The sequence below is a fragment of the Rhodococcus sp. M8 genome (assembly GCF_015654185.1).
Lineage (GTDB): Bacteria > Actinomycetota > Actinomycetes > Mycobacteriales > Mycobacteriaceae > Rhodococcus > Rhodococcus aetherivorans.
On the sequence record NZ_CP064065.1, the window covers coordinates 2,641,838 to 2,659,791 of the forward strand.

Below are 17,954 nucleotides of genomic sequence, written 5' to 3' on the forward strand. Positions count from 1 at the left end.
TCGACCGGAATGCGCCGCCCTTCCGTCGGGCCACCGACGACGAACGCGGGCCCGGTGCCGATCGGATTCCCAGACGACGTGGCCACCGATCGAGGATCGGGACGAGCCGAGGAGGATGCATGGCGACAATTCGAACCCCCAGCCCGGCGACCACGGCGCCGGAGGTGAACCCACCCGGGTACAGCCGTCGACGTGCCCTCGCCGTCCTCGTGATGATCGTCTTCTTCATGATCATCAACTTCGGCGACAAGGCCGTGCTCGGTCTCGCGGCGGTACCGATCATGAACGAGTTCCGGATCGACCGCAGCATGTTCGGACTGATCGCCAGCTCGTTCTACCTGCTCTACAGCATCGCGGGCATCGTGGTCGGCTTCGTCTCCGCCCGGGTCTCCAGCCGGCTCCTGCTGTTCTCGATGGCCATGATGTGGACGGTCGCGCAGATTCCGGTGCTGCTGGTCGCCACGGTCCCGGCCCTGGTGGCGGGACGCGTGCTCCTCGGCGCCGCCGAGGGCCCGGCCACGCCGATGTCGATGCACGCCCTGTACAAGTGGTTCCCGGCGCACAAGCGCGGGTTGCCGTCGGCCCTGCAGATCAGCGGTGCCGCCCTGGGAGTTCTCATCGCCGCCCCCGTCCTGACGTGGCTCATCAGCGATCACGGATGGCGGGCCGCGTTCATCGCACTGGCCGTCGTGAGCGGACTGTGGGGCATCGCCTGGCTCGCGATCGGCAAGGACGGACCGTTCGACCGCGACACCCGGCACGGGCACGGCGCCGCGGCCGGCCCGTCGGGCGCGGCCGGCAATCCGAAGATCTGGAAGATCCTGGTGAGCGGCACGTTCCTCGGCAGCGCGGCGAGCGCATTCGGCGGCCACTGGGCGATGGCGGTCAACTCGGCATGGCTTCCCGAGTACCTGCACACCACAATGCAATTCGGTCCTGCGGACGTCGCCGGCGTGATCAGCGCGATCTCCGGCACGAGCCTCGTCCTGCTGCTCACCATCTCCCCGCTGTCCGACCTGCTTCTGCGCAGGGGACTGTCGGTGCGCTGGGCGCACGGGGCCTTGCAGGGCGTCGCCGTGACGATCGCGGGCCTCGCGATGGTGCTCGTCCCGCTCGCGGACGCGTCCGCAATCCGCCTCGTGCTCATCGTGATCGCGTTCAGCGGCTCGGCCGTCGCGTTCCCGCTCCACTACATGACGGCGGCTGCGGTCGTGCCGCCGGCCAAGCGCGGCGCCGTCTTCGGCATCCTCGCCGCCACCGGCACCCTGCCCGGGCTCGTCGCCCCGTACCTGACCGGCCGGATAGTCGACGGCGGCGCCACGGTCGTGGCCGGATACGGCACCGCGTTCACCCTCGCCGCCGTCGTCATGATCGCGTGCGGCGTGTATGCCATCGCAGCCATCCGTCCCGCCCACGATGCGCGTCGTCTGACCCGGGTCGGGACGACCGGCACCGCGGACGACGCCACGGCCGGTGCGGTGTGACCGCGCACCGCGGAATGGAAACGGCCCCGTCGATGCGCACCGGTCCGGATCTCACGTGGGCTCGTGGCCTGACCGATCCCGCCGACGTGCGCCGGTACCTGACGTCTCGCCGCGAGACGATGCCCACCCGGCGCGTGTGGCGCGGCCGCGGCGGCGTGTGGGAGTTGCCCGCCGCACCGACCGACCTGTCAGGGCTTCCCATCGAACGGCTCCGAGGACGACCGGAGACCTTCAAGCGGATGCTGGAGACGTCCGACACCGACGGCATCGCGGTGGTGCATCGGGGCCACGTCGTCCACGAGTACCACCGGCCGGGCTTCGCGGCACACGATCCGCACCTGACCACCTCGATGACGAAGTCCGTCGTCGGCCTGGCAGCCGCGATTCTCGTGCACGACGGCGTCGTCGATCGGCGGCACCCGGCCTCGCGCTACGTAGCCGAAGCGGCAGGCACCGCGTTCGGTGACGCACGCGTCGACGACCTGCTGCACATGAGCACCCGGGTGTCGTACAGCGGCCGGATCTACCACCGTCGCGCCGAGGCGCAGCGCCTGCTCGCCGCGGTGAGCCCGGCCGCGCGCCCCTTCGGATACACGGGGCCGGGCTCGATCCGCGAGCACCTGGCGACGGCCCGGGCGACCGGTCCGGCCGGCGCGGAATTCCGTTACGAGAACGGGAATGTCGAAATGGTCGCGGAGGTGCTCCGCCGGGCCACCGGAACCACGCTCGCCGACCTCGTCGGCGAGCTGGTGTGGTCCCGCATCGGCGCCGAGGAGGACGGCTACTTCGTCCTCGATTCCGACGGCACCGAGATGGCGAGCGGCGGGTTCTGCGCCACGTTGCGCGACGTCGCCCGGCTCGGCGAGGTGTTGCGTTGCGGCGGTGCGCTGGGTGGCCGGCAGGCGCTGCCGGCCGCGGTGGTCACAGGCCTCGGGGCCCGCGTACCCACCGGTCCCGGCGCGCGTGTGCGGCCACCGAATGCGTCACCGGACTCACGGTCGACGCTGTCGTACCGCGACTACTGGTGGGTGCTCGACGACCCGTTCGGCTCCTACACGGCCACCGGAATCCACGGCCAGATGCTGTTCGTCTCACCGGGACTCGAGCTGGTGGTCGCCCTCTACGGGTCGCGCGTCGAATCCCCGTCCGTTCCCGCACCCGCCTTCGTCCTGGCGTGCTATCAGATCGGAGCGCACCTCGGAGCGTTCGAACCCGTGCCCCCGCCGTGACTGTTCCCCCACGGCCCACCTCGGATCGATTCGTGCCGTGCGTTCGCCGCTGTCCTCACAGGGGGATAGTGCGCCTCGGAGTTCAACCGTTGCGTGTCGTCTCGGACAGCTCGTCGAGGGGGACGGAGTGCGGGGAGGCGAACGCGGCGTACTGGGCCTGTCGGCGGAGCCGAGCCGCCTCGTAACGATCTCGCGTGACGTCCGTATTCGGTGTGAAGGGGGGCACGGCAACGGGTTCACCGGTGTCGTCCACGGCGACCATGGTGAAGTACGAGCTGTTGGTGTGGCGACGTGTTCCGCTTCGGATGTTCTCGGTGTCGACCCGGATCCCGATTTCCATCGAGGTCCGTCCGGTGTAGTTGACCGACGCCGAGAAGGTGACCAGTTCTCCGACGTGAATTGCGTCGCGGAAGAGAACCCGGTCGACGGAGAGGGTGACGACGTAGGTACCGGCGTAGCGGCTGGCACAGGCGTAGGCGACCTGGTCGAGTAGTTCGAGGAGGCTGCCGCCGTGGACGTTGCCGGAGAAGTTGGCCATGTCGGGCGTCATGAGCACCGTCATGCGCAGTGATGCGTTGCCGGAAGTCACAGCGATCCTCCAGGGTGGCCGGGCGAGCCGGAGGCCGAGGGCCGTTGCGCCCATCGCGGGGGACGGCCGACGGTACTCGGGTCGACATGCCAGCCGGCCGGGATGCGGCACCAGACGAAAGCCCGGCACTGCGGGACCGGATGCAGAATCCAACGCCGATGCATGCTCACCCCCCACCCGAGGATGTCCTCGGATGGGGGCGAGGCGGCTCCGGATGGGGGCGGGGTCGACGCGAGCAGGGCGCGCGGGTGGAGGGGGAGCGGCACGGATCTGTCGGTGATGACGGCGGCTGCGCCCACTGCGACTGCGAGGTCTCCGATCCCGGGCCGGTCGGGTGCGACGAGCGGGACGAGGACTGCGTGCCCGGCCGAGTTGGCGTTGTCGATGACCGCCTCGCGGGTCCGGCGGTCCCCGATACAGACGAGAACGGCATCTCCGCAACCGACACCGGCCGCGGCGAGATGGTCGACGATGTGGTGCGGCGCGATGCCGTGCCGGGTGGATTCGGTCATGACCAGCTCCTGATCGGGCGTCGAGTGGGGGATGCGACGAGACACCGAGCGGCGTAGGAGGAGGGTCCACTACGCCGCTCGGCGGGTCCGGTCCCGTGGCCGGCGCGCGGTCTATGCGGTGGTGGCAGCGACCGGCGCAGGTGTGGCCGGGTGGGTGTGCAGGTAGTCGAACAGCTGGCGCAGCCCGAAGGACCATGCGGGCAGGGATTCTGTGGCCCCCACCTCGTTGATCAGCGCACCGAGATGTGCGCTACGGATGGTGACGACATCGCCGATCTTGTGGGTGAAGCCCTGCCCGGGCTCCTCGCGATCGGCGACAGGGGCGAAGAGCGTTCCGGTGAAGAGGGCAAAGCCGTCGGGGTACTGGTGGTGATCGCCCATTGTTGCGGCGACCAGTTCCTCGAACGGCCGGCTGATGCGGGCGAGGTTGTTGACGCCCTCCATCCTGAATCCGTCGGGACCGTCCACGCGAAGCCGGATCTCCTCGTTGCGGACCGTCTCAAGACCGAAGTCCCCGTCGAACAACCGGATGAAGGGACCGAGCGCACTCGAGGCGTTGTTGTCCTTCGCCTTTCCGAGCAGCAGGGCGCTGCGGCCCTCGACGTCGCGCAGGTTCACATCGTTGCCGAGCGTGGCGCCGGCCACGGTGCCGACCGAGTTCACGATCAGCACCAGTTCGGGCTCGGGATTGTTCCACGACGAGAACGACGGGATGCCGATCTTCGCTCCGACCCCGACCGAGGACAGCACCGGAGCCTTCGTGAAGACCTCGGGATCGGGACCGATCCCCACCTCCAGATACTGGGACCACAAACCCTCGTCGAGCAGGATCCGCTTGGTCGCGGCGGCCTCGGGTGAGCCCGGCCGCAAGGCGGCGATGCCGCCGCCGAGGGTTCGTCCGATCGAGGCCCGCACCTCGGCGGCGCGATCCGGGTTCCCGGCCGTGCGTTCTTCGATGATGCGCTCGATCATGCTCTCGACGAAGGTCACCCCACAGGCCTTCACGACCTGCAGGTCGATCGGGGCCAGGAGGTGCGGACGGGCCGGATCCTGCACGAGGGAGGCATCAATGAGATCGGAGACCTGCCAGCGGGGTGGCGACTGCGCCGTCACGCTGTCGACGTCGGCGAGGACGGTGGACGACTCGAGCAGTTCGGACACGGTTCCGGCGACTGCATGGAGATCGAAGACACCCCCGTCCCGCACGGCGACGACGCGGGGGCCGCCCGTCTCGACGTCCCACACGCGCCCGATCAATCGCGCCCGGTCGGCGTCCTCGGGCAGGACGTGAGCGTGTGTCATCGCTGCGCTCCCGGCCTTGCCGGACGGTGCCACTCGCCGTCGATCCGCTGTGCGATCCCCCACGGGTTCTCGTCCTGCAACGCCTCGGGCAGACGCGATGTGGGAAAGGACTGGTACGCGACCGGTCGGAGGAACCGGGAGATGGCGGCGGTGCCCACGGAGGTGGTCGTCGATGTCGTCGCGGGGTACGGTCCGCCGTGGTGCTGGGCGTAGCTGACGGTCACGCCTGTGGGCCAGCCGTTCCAGAGTACCCGACCGCTGATGTCGACGAGCACGGCGGCCAGTTCGGTGACGTCGTCGGCGGCTTCGGCCTGCACAGTCGTCGTGAGCTGGCCTTCCAGGAGCCGTGCCAGACCGACCAGTTCCGATTCACCGGCGTACTCGACGATCAGGCTCGCCGGCCCGAACATCTCCTGTCGCAGGAGTTCCGGATGTGCGCGTACGTTCGCGGCCGTGGTGCGCAGCACCATCGGCGACGGCATCGCCGCGAAGTCGCCTTCGACGAGTACCTCGACGCCGGCGGCGGCCCGGACCCGCGTCACCGCCTCGCGGTATCCGTCGTGGAGGCGATCGTTGAGGAGCACGGTCGGCTCGAAGCGGTCGAGGGCGTGCGCCAGCACAGCCGCAACGGATCCGGTGTCACCCGCCGGCACGAACAGCAGTCCCGGCTTGGTGCAGAACTGCCCCATGCCGAGAGTGAAGGACTGCGCGTAGCCGGTGAGAATGTCTTCGCGGCGGCTGTTCCACGCGTTCTCGGTGACGAACACCGCGTTGATTCCACCGAGTTCGCCGTAGAAGGGAATGGGCTCGGGGCGTGCCGCCGCGCGGTTGAACAGGGCGCGGCCGCCACCGGTCGAACCCGTGAAGCCGACAGCCTTGACCAGCGGGTGATCCACCAGCGCCTCTGCTGCGGGTCTGCCGGTCACGAGCCCGAAGAGACCGGCAGGGGCTCCGGCGGCTTCGAGTGCGGCGACCACGACGTCCGCGGTGCGTGCGGCGAGCTCGAGGTGCCCGTCGTGGGCCTTGTGGACGACAGCGCATCCGGCGGCCAGCGCCGAGGCGCTGTCGCCGCCCATCACGCTGAACGCGAAGGGGAAGTTCGACGCACCGAAGACACCGACGACGCCCAGCGGCACGTTGACACGGCGGATGTCCGGCCGCGGCCCCATCCCCCACGAGTCGTCGGCATGGTCGATGACGGCGTCGAGATGCTCGCCGCGGCGGACCTCGTCGGCGAACAACCGGAGCTGGAAAGTACTGCGCCGTAGTTCGCCCTGAAGCCGGTCGAGCCCCAGACCGGTTTCCCGCGCAGCGATGTCGACCAGGGCCGGAGCGTCGCCCTCCAGCCCCTCGGCGACGGCCTCGAGCCAGCCGGCGCGGGTGTCCGGGGGGACCGTCCGGGCCTTCTGAAATGCCGCGTGGGCCGCTTCGACCTTCCGGTTCAGTTCCTCGACGGTCGTGTTCACGGTGCCACCTCCACTCCGGTCTTCGTGGTCGCCGCGCGTCCGTTCACCTCTCGCCAGCCGGGGCCGGTGGGAAAGACCCAGCGTTCGCGCGACGCGGCCAGCATCTCCGCGCCGATACCCGGCAGGGCCGGCGCGGCGTAACGTCCCCCGACGATCCGGACGGGTTCCGCGAAGTGCTCGTGCAGGTGGTCGACGTACTCGATCATGCGTCCCTCCTGGGAGCCACTGAGGGCTGCGTAGTCGAAGAACGAGAAGTGCTGAACGAGTTCGCAGAGCCCGACTCCGCCGGCGTGCGGGCACACCGGCACCCCGAAGCGGGCGGCCAGCAGCATGACGGCGATGTTCTCGTTCACTCCGGCAACGCGGGTGGAGTCCAGTTGGAGCACGTCGATGGCCTGGGCCTGCAGCAGTTGCTTGAAGACGATACGGTTCGCGACAGCCTCGCCGGTCGCGACCCGCGTCGGGGCGACACCCTTACGGATGTCGGCGTGGCCGAGGATGTCGTCGGTGCTGGTCGGCTCCTCGATCCAGTACGGGTCGAACTGCGCGAGCTCGTTCACCCGATCGATGGCCTCGGAGACCTCCCACCGTTGGTTGGCGTCGATCGCGATCGGCAGGTCACCGACGGCCTCGCGGGCGAGGGCCAGGCGACGAAGGTCGTCCTCGACGCTCCCGCCGACCTTGAGCTTGATCATGGAGAAGCCGTCGGCGGCTGCCTCCTTGCTGAGACGCACGAGCTTCTCGTCGCTGTATCCCAGCCACCCCGGTGACGTCGTGTAAGCGGGGTAGCCGCCGGCCTGGAGTGCGGCGATGCGGTCCGCCTTGCCGATGCTGCCGCGCTGGAGGAGGTCGAGGGCCCGAGCCGGATCGAGGGAGTCGCGGATGTGCGTGAAGTCGACGACGTCGACGATCTCCTCCGGGGACATTGTGCTCAGCAGCAACCAGAGCGGCTTGCCTTCGCGACGGGCCCGAATATCCCACAGCGCGTTGATCAGAGCGCCGCAGGCCATCTGGCTGACGCCCTTCTCCGGGCCCAGCCACCGCAGTTGCGAGTCGTGGACGAGACGTTTGGATGCGGCGCCGAGATCGAAGATCAGTTCCTCGGTGTTCCGGCCGATCAGCAGCTGGGCGTAGGTGTCGATGGCATGGGTGACGACATCGTTGCCCCGACCACAGGTGAAGACGAAGCCGTGCCCTTCGTCGCCGGCATCCGTGCGGATCGTGACATAGGCGGCCGAATAGTCCGGGTCGACGTTGACCGCATCCGAACCGTCCAGTTCCAGCGACGTCGGGAACCGGACATCGTCGGTCGTGATGGAGACGAGGTGAGACATGGCACTCACTTCCGTGAATCGTATAGGAATCGCCGTAATCATATAGGCAGTGTGGCCCGCGTCAAGCCGCCGGAGATGGATCGGTCACCCCGCCGGGGCCCGAGAGGGGCCCCGAGGCTGGTCGACGGCGAAGAGGACCGGGGCGTATACAGTCGGCATGTCCGAGCGCCCGCCACCTGCCGCACCGCCACAGCGGGCCGAGAAGTGGAGAGAGATGGTCATGGCCCGGCGCGATACGTCCGACGCCCCGAGAGTTCAGCCGAAAGTAGCTGCCGGCGAGGTCTATTCGAAGCTGCGGGACTCCATCGTGGCCAGCGAGATTCCGCCGGGCACCCGAATGAACATCGATGCCATCGCGCGCGACCTGGGCGTCTCACAGACGCCGGTCCGAGAAGCGTTGCAGCGGCTCGAGGGGGACAACCTGGTCGTCTACAGCCCCGGCCGCGGGTACAGCACCACCCCCCTGCTCGACCTTCCCGAACTCCGATCCCTCTTCGAGTTCCGACTGCTCGTCGAGCCCTGGGCAGCACGATCCGCGGCGGTGGATCGGCTCACGAACCCGAGCAGGGCCCTGGACCGGGAGCTCGAATCCTTCGAGCGCCGCGTCGAAGAGGGCGGCGACCTGCGCCAGGACCTCGTCGCCCACGACACCCGCTTCCACGACACCATCCTCGGTGCGGCCGGCAACCCAGTGGTCCAGCACGCATTCGTCCAGACCCACTGCCACCTGCACATCTTCCGGCTCTATCCCGCGGACGTCGACGGGTCGGTCACCGTCACCGAACACCGGCAGATCTGGGATGCCATCCGTGCCTGCGAGCCGCAGACCGCCGAGCAGGCCATGGCCGACCACATTCGCAACTCCTTCACGCGATTCGCGCAGGCCTTCGACGGCAACATGCCACCCCTGGATGCCTCCGAGACCGCACGCACGCAGAAGGCGCACATCGTCGGTTAGCGCGACGTCCCAGGGGAGACGAGGTCGGACGCCGACGATCCAGGCGTTTCCTCGACGCGTCGATTCCGCCGGCGCCCTTTCGCGACCGGAACGGGAAGCTCCGAGGTGCCGGGTTGCCCCTCCCCGGCCCGCTTGACAGTGACGGCAGTCACCTGATTCCATGTGACCTATACGATCGCCAGTGTTCCTATACGATCTCGTGCCGCGATCGACCTCACCCCACCTGCCTCATGTTCGAGGATTCGAGGAAACAATGGTCATGTCAGGGAGAACCCCCATGAGTACTGCAGTAGGAAGTGACTCCGAAGTGAAAGCACCTCGGACCATGACTCGAATGCGATGGGCCATCATCTGGCTCGCATTCGTCGGCCTCAGTATCAACTACCTCGACCGGTCGAGCCTGAGCGTCGCGCTGCCGTTCATGGGCGAGGATTTCCATCTCACCGCCACCCAGCAGGGCATGATCTTCGCAGCTTTCTTCTGGGCCTACGATGTGTGCCAGCTCGCCGCCGGCTGGTATGTCGACAAGGTCGGCCCCCGGCGATCGTTCACCATCGCCGCCCTCTGGTGGTCGGTCTGCACCATGGCCACGTCCTTCGCGCGGGGATTCGGTTCGCTCTTCGCGGTCCGTTTCCTGCTCGGAGTGGGTGAGAGCCCGGCACCGAGTACGTCCGCCAAGGTGGTCGCCACCTGGTTCCCGAAGAGCGAGCGCGCCTTCGCTACGAGCATCTGGGACTCCGGCTCGCGCGTCGGCGCGGTGATCGCCCTTCCGATCGTCACGCTCATCATCTCCTTCACCACCTGGCACGGCGTCTTCATCATCATCGGCGCTCTGGGTGTCGTATGGGCCTTCGCCTGGTGGAAGATCTATCGGGCCCCTCAGGATCACCCGCGGGTCGGTACCGCCGAACTCGCGCATATCGAGAGCGGCGGCGCACGCGGTGCCGGCAGTGACGACGCGGACGCCGCGAAGCTACCCTGGCGGTCGCTGTTCCGGTACCGCACCATCCTGAGCATGATGTTCGGCTTCTTCTGCCTGAACAGCGCGATCTACTTCTTCATCACCTTCTTCCCCAGCTACCTCGTCAGCGAGAGGGGATTCGATCTCCTGAAGCTCGGAATGTTCGGCGCGCTGCCGGGTGTGTGCGCGGTGGCGTGCGGATGGCTCGGTGGATTCGCCGCCGACCGCGCGGTACGTCGGGGACACTCGGTCACCCGGGTTCGCAAGACCCAGATCGCCGGAGGCCTGGTCGGCGGATCGGTCATCATGTTCGCCGCAGTCGTCCCCGAGGCGTGGATGGCGTTGGCGCTCTTGTCTCTTGCGTACTCCAGCCTGACCGTCGCCGCTACCGGAATCTGGTCGCTTCCGGCGGACGTCGCACCCAGTTCGAAGCATGTCGGGTCGATCGGCGGAATCCAGAACTTCGCGTCGAATCTCGCGGGTATCTTCACGCCGCTCGTCATCGGCGTCCTCGTCGACAGCACCGGGTCCTACGTCGCCCCGCTCGCGGTGATCGGCGCAGTGGCACTGCTGGGGGCAGCAAACTACTTGTTCGTCATGGGGAAGGTGGAACCACTGAAGGTCAAGGAGCCCCTGGCGCTTCAGCACTGATCGGAGATCTGCACCGGGCAGCTCTCACACGTCGGCTCCTATGAAAGCGAGATCCCACGACCGTCGGTCGTGGGATCTCGCTTTCGCGTGGCGAAACCTGCAGGAAGCCGAGAGCCGGGACGTCGTCGGCACAGGGGACGCGGGGAGGCGCGGCCACGACAGTGTCCCCGATGCCGCGTTGTTCGAGTCGCGGCGACGGACGAGTCGGGCCAACCGCGCCCGTCAGCCCTCGCGTTCGAAGGTGACGAGCAGCCCCTCGACCCCGCCCGGGCCGACGCGGCCCTTGATCTCGGCGGAGGTGATGGCCTTCAGGCGCCACCCCTGCCGGGCGTGCTCGTTGAGCAGATCCTCGAGCTTGTCACCGGACATCTTCCCGCCGAGCATCTTCTCGCGGACCTCGACAACCTTGTACGAGTACATCGCATTCCTCATGTCGTGGCGATCGGGAATCAGCGGGAGCGCCGACCTTTCGTATCCTACCCGCGCCCGCGCGGCGCGAGCCGGGCTCGACGACCGAAGGACGGATCCACCCGAGGCCGGCTGCCAGCAAGTTCCCAGCATCCGTCCGGTGTTTCCCAAGCTTCCCTTCGTAGCGTGAACCCCACCGAACCGAGCCGAGAGGACACCGCAATGAGTTCACGCCGGGCGCGTCGCGTTCCCACCGACCCCGAACTCCACGAGCACGACCTGGGCCTGGCCCACGACATGAGGACGATGCTGTCGCGCCGGCGGATGCTGGCCGTCTTCGGCGCGGCCGGCACCGCGGCCCTCGCTGCGTGCTCGACGGGCGGGTCGACGTCCACCTCGGCATCCGCGTCGGCCACCACCACCGCCGCTTCGACGACCTCCGCGACCGCCGCGGGCGAGTGCGTCGCCGCCGCACCACAGGAGACGGCCGGCCCGTACCCCGGCGACGGATCGAACGGGCCCAACGTCCTGATCGAGTCGGGAATCGTCCGCAAGGACATCACCACCAGCTTCGGTGACTACACCGGCACCGCCGAGGGCGTGCCGACCACCATCACCCTGCACCTGCAGGATCTCGCCGCCGGCTGCGGCCCCGGCCAGGGCATGGCCGTCTATCTGTGGCACTGCGACCGCGACGGACAGTACTCCCTCTACAGCGACGGACTGACGGACCAGAACTACCTGCGCGGCGTGCAGGTCGCCGACGCCGACGGCACCGTCTCGTTCACCTCGATCTTCCCGGCCTGCTACTCGGGGCGCTGGCCGCACATCCACTTCGAGGTGTACGACTCCCTCGAGGTCGCCGTCGCCGGCGACAACGCGCGGCTGACCTCGCAGATCGCCCTCCCCCAGGACGTGTGCGAGACGGCGTACGCCGGCGCCGACGGATACGCGCAGAGCACCCGCAACCTGGCGCAGATCAGCCTCGACTCCGACAACGTCTTCGGCGACGGCTGGGACGCCGAACTCGCGACCGTCACCGGCAGCATCGACACCGGCTACGCCGTCGACATCACGGTCGGTGTCGCCGAGAAGTCGGCGAACGTCCAGTCCGATGCGCCGCCGCAGGGCGGGATGGGAGGCGGCCCCGCCGGTGGCCGCCCGGCAGGTCCGCCGCCCGGGCAGTGACGGTCGCTCACTCCACCTTCGTCAGCGACCGCACTGCACCCTCGGACGCACGGCAGTCTTGCCGTCGACGCGCTCGGTTACTTCTTCCCCCGGGGTTTCTCACGAGCTTCTTGTTGGCAAACTCGTTGAAGCCGAACCGGGCCAGCGATGCCGGACTCCCTCGTCGTCGCGCTGCCCGACACCCACCCGCTGGCCGGCGCGCGCCGGTTGTCGATTGCCCAGCTTGCCGCGGAAAGCTCCGTCTCCCTCCCGCCGCACGAGGGTGCGGTGCTTCCCGACCGGTTGCGGCGGCTCGCGCACGCGGGCGGGTTCGTCGCCGACGTCGTCCAGGTCGCCCCCGATACGCAGACCGCCCTGGCGCTGGTCAGCGCCGAGGTCGGGTGCCACCTGACGTTGGCGTCCGTGGCGAGCAACGTCACCGATCCCCATGTCGTCTTCGTTCCGCTCGACGAGTCGACCCCCGACGTCGACCTACGCGTGGCGTGGCGGCGTGACGACACCAATCCCGCGCTGCACGTGGTGCTGAAGGTGGTGCTCGGGTTCGCCGATGCGGCGAACGGCTGAGGACCGGAAGACCCCGAGCGGCCGCACCGGGCTCGGCGCGATCAACGATGTCGGTGAGGGTGAGTCGATGAAGGCCATGGCCGAGGGCATCACCCTCGGTCGCGTCTCCACCGGTGAGGACGTGGCGGCCTTCGTCTTCTACCTGGCCGGCCCCCGACTCGAACTACATGACGGGCCAATCCGTGCTCATCGACGGCGGCATGCTGTTCGTCCGAGATCCCGACGACGACCCGCTGACCGCCTCGCGGTGCGCGGCGCCGCCGGACCGGTTGCGCCGTCGAACAACCACAACCGGTCCGACGAAGGGCGCGAGAGAACCGCAGCGCGCATGATGCAACGGCCGCTACTCGCCGGCCAGATCGGCGGAGAGGTCGGAGACATGGACGCCGTCCGGGATCCGGACCTCCTCGACCGGTTCGGGTCTGTCGTCGAACTCGAGCTTCAGCGCGCGGCAGATTGTAGCGTGCATGTCGTACATGCACGTGATGTAGGTGAGTTCCATGATCTCCTGGTCGGACAGGTGAGCCCGGAGCAGGGCGAACACCTCGTCGGGCACCCGGCCGCCACCGAGGACGAGCCCGTCCGTGTAGGCGAGCACGGCGCGCTCGAGCTCCGAGAACCGGTCGCTGATCTGCCAGTGCGGGAGGGCAGCGATCTTCTCTTCGGACATCCCGAGAGAACGCATCTGCTTGCAGTGCTGGGAGAACACGAACTGACTCCCGCGCGCGTACCCGGCCCTGCCCTGACCGAGCTCGCGCAGCAGCGGGTCGAGACCTGCGTTGCGGTACAACGCGAAGCCCCGTACCGCATGCCGGAACACGGCCGGAGACTGTGCGAACACCGTCCACCAGTCGCCCGGCGTGGCATGAATGGTGCCGTGGTTGACGGCGGGGTCCTTGTCGGCGCCGAACAGCCGGTCGTAGAAGAAGAGGATCTTTTCGTCGGTCACCTCGGCACGAGGGACTTCACGGAGGCGGGGCATGTCGATTGTCCTTTCGGCCGTCGGTCAGGAGGCGCCGGTCGTGCGGCGGTCGGCCGCGGTCTTCGGCTCGTGCACGACGTCTTCCGGAGTGAACTCGCGTGTCCAGCAGGCGAATTCGAGGAGGACGCCATCCGGATCCTGGAAGTAGAACGATCGGACGAAGGTGCCGTCGTGCACCTCCCTGGCTACGCCGGACGGGCTGTCGTCGTGGTTGAGGACGCGGCTGACCTCGACACCGTCCGCCTGCAGCCGTGCGCGGTACTCGCCGAACAGTTCCGGTGGGACAGCGAAGGCCACGTGGTTCATCGATCCGACCGCACTGGCAAGTTCCCCCTCGTCGGGGCGGCCCTTCGGCGCCGCGACGCCGGGGGCGGCATCGGGTGCGTCCTCGAGCCAGAAGAACGCGAGGGTGTTGCCTCCCCCGCAGTCGAAGAAGAAGTGCTGGCCGAGCCCCCCCGGCAGCTCGACCGTCTTCACCAAGGGCATGCCGAGGGTTCCCGAGTAGAAGTCGATCGTCCGCTTCATGTCGGAGCAGACGAGGGCGAGGTGATTGATCCCGCGGAGTTCGAACTTCGAATTCGATGTGGTCACTGCAATCCTTTCGGGCACTGATTCGGAGAAATCCGGGCAGGAAACGGAGAGAATCAGAGAACAAGGGGTACGAGATGACTTGACAGTCATGTCACCTTCGGGGATAGTCTGACCGTGGCCAAGTCATCTGTCAACACCCCGTCCGTACCCGCGCCGGTCGAGACCCTCACGGCGCGGGGGCGGAAGACTCGTGACGCCCTGCTCGACGCGGCGCGCACCGTATTCGAGACCGTCGGATTCCCCGACACCCGGGTCGAGCAGATCACGCAGGAGGCCAACGTCGCTTATGGCACCTTCTATCGGTATTTCGAGTCGAAGGAACACATCTTCCGCGAACTGAGCACCCGCCTGTTCGAGGATGTACACCGCCGCGAACCGACCGATCCCGACCTGTCCCCCGCGGCACGGCTCGTCGCGGCGAATCGCTCGTACTACAAGGCCTATCGGCGCAATGCACGGCTGATGGCGATCGTCGAGCAGGTCGCGACCATCAACGACGAGTTCCGGGAATTGCGCCACGAGCACCGCTCCCAGCTCATCGAACGGACTTCCCGGGCGATCGCCCGCTGGCAACAGGAGGGACTCGTCCGGCAGTCGCTCGACCCGGTACTCGCCGCCCGCGCGATGTCCGCGATGGTCGATCACACCCTCTACCTCTGGCTGATCCAGGGGGAGGCGGCGGACGAAGAGGCACTGCTGAGCACCCTCGACCAGATGTGCCTGGGCGCCCTGGGACTGGAATCCGATTCCCCCTGACATCCCATCCGCAGCACCGAGGAGAACCACCTTCGCATGTTGGATCTCGCAGACCGATTCTTCGCCGCCGTCCGAGCCGGTGACGTGGACACACTGACAAACCTGTATGCGCCGGACGCGCGCATCTGGCACAACGACGACGGCCGCGAGCAGACCGTCGAGGAGAACCTGCGCGTGTTGCGCTGGCTCACCCGCACGCTCGAGGACTTCCGTTACGAGGACGTCCGCCGCGACGCGGTTCCGGACGGCTTCGTACAGCAGCACGTGGTGCGCGGGGCCCTGCCGGGACACGGTCCGCTCGAAGTGCCTGCCGCACTGTTCGTCCGGGTCGTGGACGGACGGATCACCCGCATCGACGAGTACGTCGACTCCGCCGCCATCCGACCGCTGCACGAGACAACCGACACGACAACGAAGGGAAACGGGGCATGACCACCGATCATCCCGAGGGCCACATCGCAGACCTGTGCGCCCGCATGCGCTCGTTCATCGACAACCAGGTGATTCCTGCCGAGCCGGTCCTCGCGCGCGAGGACGACGACGCCCGCAAGGCACTCGATCAGCTGCGCACGCAGGCAAAAGAGCTCGGTCTGTGGGCCTTGGGTCACCCGGCGGACGTCGGGGGTGGTGGTGTGCGGTTCCTCGATTTCGTATACCTCAACGAAATCATCGGCCGGTCCGAGTTCGGGCAGCTCGCCGTCGGGTCCGTGTCCATGCAGGACACCTTGATGCTGCGCAAGCACGGCACCGAGGAACAGCGGGAACGATGGATCCCGCCGCTCGTCGCCGGCGAGTTCCTGCCCTCGGTGGGACTCACGGAGCCGGAGGTCGCCGGCTCCGATCCGACCCTGATCACCACCCGCGCGGAGCTCGACGGGGACACCTGGGTCATCAACGGGCACAAGTGGTTCACGACGGGGGTCAAAGACGCGGGCTACTGCACCGTCTTCGCGCGCACCGAGCCCGAGGACGTGCCCCGCCACTCCCGGATCAGCGCGATCATCGTTCCGACCGACACCCCCGGTTTCGAGATCCTCCGCTCGATCCCGACGATGGGCCACGATCCCAGCGACCACTACGAGGTCCGGCTCTCCGACGTGCGGGTGCCTGCCGACAACCTGCTCGGCGAGCGCGGCAAGGGGTTCGCCGTCGCACAGGACCGCCTCGGACCCGGGCGCATCTTCCACGGCATGCGCTGGCTCGGTCAGGCGCAGCGGGCCTACGAGCTCATGTGCGAGCGGGCCAACACCCGCTACGTGCACGGTTCTCTCCTTGCGGAGAAGGGCGAGGTCCACCGGTACATAGCGGAATCCGCCGCGCAGATCCACGCTGCCCGGCTGATGACACTCGATGCCGCCCGCGCGATGGACTCCGGCGACGATGCACGCATCCGGATCGGGCTCGTCAAGTTCTGGTGTGCACGGATGCTGCACGACGTCGTCGACCGCGCCATCCAGGTGCACGGAGCGCTCGGGCTGACCGCCGACACGCCGTTGGAGCGGATGTATCGGCAGGCCCGGTACGCCCGCATCTACGACGGCCCCGACGAGGTCCACCGCATGTCCACAGCTCGCACACTGTTGCGCGACCCGGGCGCGGCGCCGTGGCTGTGACCGAGGCTTCCTCGTCACTGGGTGACGGGATCCGAGCGATCCTCATCGAGGTGCGCGGCGAGAACGTCTCGGTCGGCGAACCCCGACAGCTGACCGGCGGCGCGAGCCGCGAGGTGTGGTCGGCGCAGGCAACCGATGCCGCGGGCAACCCCCTGCCCGTAGTCCTCAGGCGTGATCCCCCCGGGCACGGCGACGCACAGCGGATGCGCGCGGAGGCGGCATGCCTGCGCGCCGCCGCCGCCGCCGGTGTGCCGGTACCCGCTGTCCTTGCCAGCGGTGACACCGCCCCCGGCATCGATGCCCCCTTCCTGCTGATGGAAAGAGTGGCCGGCGAGTCGATTCCCCGGAAGATCCAACGGGATCCGGCGCTCGCCGAAATGCGGGAGCGGCTGGCCGAGAAGATGGGATTCGTGCTGGGACAGATCCACAGCAGCGCTGTCGGAGCCCTCACGATGCTCGACACCAGAGACCCGCTCGACCTGCTCGAGTCCGTCTATCGGGCTCTCGACGACCCGCGCCCGGCGGTCGAAATTGGGCTGCGGTGGCTTCGGGACCATCGGCCTTCGCGCCGACCGGCCACTCTCGTGCACGGCGACTTCCGCCTCGGCAACCTTCTGGTCGACGACACCGGAATCCGGGGCGTCCTCGACTGGGAACTCGCCCATCTGGGCGATCCGATGGAGGACCTCGGATGGCTTTGCGTCCGGGCATGGCGGTTCGGTGCCGAACTCCCGGTCGCCGGTGTGGGGACCCGCGAGCAGTTGCTCGACGGCTACGAGAAGGCGACGGGTGAGCGGCCTTCGACGGCAGAGCTGCACTGGTGGGAGACCTACGGCACCCTGCGGTGGCTGGTGCTCAGCCGGCTCCAGGCGCAGCGGCATTTCGGCGGCGCCGAGCGCTCGCTCGAACTCGCCGCGATCGGCCGCCGGGTCTGCGAATCCGAATACGACCTGCTCCTGATCCTCGATCTGCTCGACGACGAGCCACCGGCGGCACCTGCTCCGCCGGCCGAGTCGCTGCACGACCGCCCGAGCCTGGCGGAGATTCTCGAGCTCGTCTCCTGGGCGCTCACCGACGAAATCGGTCCGGCACTCGACCGGACGCAGGACCGGGAGCGCTACCTGCTGCGGATCTGCGTCAACCTCCTGGGCACGGCGCGTCGGGAACTCGACTCCGGCGACAGCACCGTGCTCGGGGACCTGTTGACCGAAGTCGGCTGCGCCACCGAGGCCGAGCTCGCAACCGCGCTTCACCGGGGAACGCTCTCGTACACCGACCCCCTTGTGCGTCGAGCCGTCTCGACAGCGGTCCTGGCCCGTCTGCGCGTCGCCAATCCACGCCACCTCACCACGTGATCGAAAGCGAT

The 17,954-nt window shown here is 68.2% G+C and carries 19 protein-coding genes; 11 read left to right on the top strand and 8 right to left on the bottom strand.

The features are described from left to right. The first annotated feature begins 119 nt into the window (after nt 1–119). Together ISO16_RS11750 and ISO16_RS11755 are read left to right on the top strand one after the other, a co-directional pair. Nucleotides 120–1,484 carry an MFS transporter gene (locus ISO16_RS11750; RefSeq protein ID WP_029545849.1) on the top strand — a complete coding sequence of 455 codons (1,365 nt, stop codon included), beginning with the start codon at nt 120–122 and terminating at the stop codon, nt 1,482–1,484. A 32-nt stretch (nt 1,485–1,516) separates the two neighbouring features. Then, nucleotides 1,517–2,713: a serine hydrolase domain-containing protein gene (locus ISO16_RS11755; protein ID WP_072636199.1), complete on the top strand. Its 1,197-nt coding sequence runs from the start codon at nt 1,517–1,519 to the stop codon at nt 2,711–2,713. Nucleotides 2,714–2,795: 82 nt separating this feature from the next. Here the strand turns inward: ISO16_RS11755 and ISO16_RS11760 are convergent, their stop codons facing one another. The 5 genes from ISO16_RS11760 to ISO16_RS11780 form a co-directional block, all read right to left on the bottom strand. Further along, complete coding sequence (locus ISO16_RS11760) at nt 2,796–3,275, bottom strand: acyl-CoA thioesterase (protein ID WP_051359212.1); 480 nt, start codon at nt 3,273–3,275, stop codon at nt 2,796–2,798. Between the two features lie 23 nt (nt 3,276–3,298). Further along, on the bottom strand, nt 3,299–3,814 hold the full coding sequence (locus tag ISO16_RS11765) for a hypothetical protein (protein ID WP_072636096.1): 516 nt from the start codon (nt 3,812–3,814) through the stop codon (nt 3,299–3,301). A gap of 111 nt (nt 3,815–3,925) precedes the next feature. After that, on the bottom strand, nt 3,926–5,116 hold the full coding sequence (locus ISO16_RS11770) for a fumarylacetoacetate hydrolase family protein (RefSeq protein WP_043798719.1): 1,191 nt from the start codon (nt 5,114–5,116) through the stop codon (nt 3,926–3,928). Then, entirely contained in the window at nt 5,113–6,582 is a 1,470-nt protein-coding gene (locus ISO16_RS11775; protein WP_072636097.1) for an aldehyde dehydrogenase (NADP(+)), read from the bottom strand. The genes ISO16_RS11770 and ISO16_RS11775 overlap by 4 nt, the downstream gene beginning before the upstream one ends. Then, nucleotides 6,579–7,916, bottom strand: a complete 1,338-nt coding sequence (locus ISO16_RS11780) for an enolase C-terminal domain-like protein (RefSeq protein WP_072636098.1) — start codon at nt 7,914–7,916, stop codon at nt 6,579–6,581. Before ISO16_RS11780 ends, ISO16_RS11775 begins: the two co-directional genes overlap by 4 nt. A 157-nt stretch (nt 7,917–8,073) precedes the next feature. Here ISO16_RS11780 and ISO16_RS11785 point away from each other — a divergent pair, with 157 nt between their 5' ends. Continuing rightward, a complete protein-coding gene (locus ISO16_RS11785) occupies nt 8,074–8,874 on the top strand; it encodes a GntR family transcriptional regulator (RefSeq protein WP_230304529.1) in 801 nt (266 codons plus the stop codon). 334 nt (nt 8,875–9,208) lie between these two features. Further along, nucleotides 9,209–10,486: an MFS transporter gene (locus ISO16_RS11790; RefSeq protein ID WP_230304530.1), complete on the top strand. Its 1,278-nt coding sequence runs from the start codon at nt 9,209–9,211 to the stop codon at nt 10,484–10,486. 222 nt (nt 10,487–10,708) lie between these two features. On the opposite strand, the gene ISO16_RS11795 is transcribed toward ISO16_RS11790, so the two are convergent. Further along, on the bottom strand, nt 10,709–10,906 hold the full coding sequence (locus tag ISO16_RS11795; protein ID WP_006935226.1) for a DUF4177 domain-containing protein: 198 nt from the start codon (nt 10,904–10,906) through the stop codon (nt 10,709–10,711). 210 nt (nt 10,907–11,116) lie between these two features. On the opposite strand from ISO16_RS11795, the gene ISO16_RS11800 reads away from it, so the two are divergent. The 3 genes from ISO16_RS11800 (at nt 11,117) to ISO16_RS28695 (ending at nt 12,978) form a co-directional block, all read left to right on the top strand. Beyond that, entirely contained in the window at nt 11,117–12,082 is a 966-nt protein-coding gene (locus tag ISO16_RS11800) for an intradiol ring-cleavage dioxygenase (protein WP_072636100.1), read from the top strand. Nucleotides 12,083–12,229: 147 nt separating this feature from the next. Next, a complete protein-coding gene (locus tag ISO16_RS11805; RefSeq protein WP_083662321.1) occupies nt 12,230–12,646 on the top strand; it encodes a LysR family substrate-binding domain-containing protein in 417 nt (138 codons plus the stop codon). Between the two features lie 167 nt (nt 12,647–12,813). After that, nucleotides 12,814–12,978, top strand: a complete 165-nt coding sequence (locus ISO16_RS28695) for a hypothetical protein (RefSeq protein ID WP_230304531.1) — start codon at nt 12,814–12,816, stop codon at nt 12,976–12,978. Between the two features lie 11 nt (nt 12,979–12,989). Here ISO16_RS28695 and ISO16_RS11815 read toward each other — a convergent pair whose 3' ends face one another. Both ISO16_RS11815 and ISO16_RS11820 read right to left on the bottom strand, forming a co-directional pair. Continuing rightward, a complete protein-coding gene (locus tag ISO16_RS11815; RefSeq protein ID WP_072636101.1) occupies nt 12,990–13,628 on the bottom strand; it encodes a carboxymuconolactone decarboxylase family protein in 639 nt (212 codons plus the stop codon). 24 nt (nt 13,629–13,652) lie between these two features. Beyond that, complete coding sequence (locus ISO16_RS11820) at nt 13,653–14,219, bottom strand: VOC family protein (protein WP_072636102.1); 567 nt, start codon at nt 14,217–14,219, stop codon at nt 13,653–13,655. Between the two features lie 114 nt (nt 14,220–14,333). On the opposite strand from ISO16_RS11820, the gene ISO16_RS11825 reads away from it, so the two are divergent. Genes ISO16_RS11825 through ISO16_RS11840 form a run of 4 tightly spaced genes read left to right on the top strand, consistent with a single transcriptional unit; the run spans nt 14,334 to nt 17,943 of the window. Further along, a complete protein-coding gene (locus tag ISO16_RS11825; protein WP_006935221.1) occupies nt 14,334–14,975 on the top strand; it encodes a TetR/AcrR family transcriptional regulator in 642 nt (213 codons plus the stop codon). Nucleotides 14,976–15,011: 36 nt separating this feature from the next. Then, nucleotides 15,012–15,407 (top strand): nuclear transport factor 2 family protein, encoded by a 396-nt coding sequence (locus ISO16_RS11830; protein ID WP_006935219.1) that lies wholly within the window; start codon nt 15,012–15,014, stop codon nt 15,405–15,407. Continuing rightward, the gene (locus tag ISO16_RS11835) at nt 15,404–16,588 is read left to right on the top strand and encodes an acyl-CoA dehydrogenase family protein (protein WP_170913982.1); all 1,185 of its coding nucleotides are present in this window, start codon (nt 15,404–15,406) and stop codon (nt 16,586–16,588) included. Before ISO16_RS11830 ends, ISO16_RS11835 begins: the two co-directional genes overlap by 4 nt. Beyond that, nucleotides 16,585–17,943 carry a phosphotransferase family protein gene (locus ISO16_RS11840; protein ID WP_072636103.1) on the top strand — a complete coding sequence of 453 codons (1,359 nt, stop codon included), beginning with the start codon at nt 16,585–16,587 and terminating at the stop codon, nt 17,941–17,943. The genes ISO16_RS11835 and ISO16_RS11840 overlap by 4 nt, the downstream gene beginning before the upstream one ends. Nucleotides 17,944–17,954: the final 11 nt, after the last annotated feature.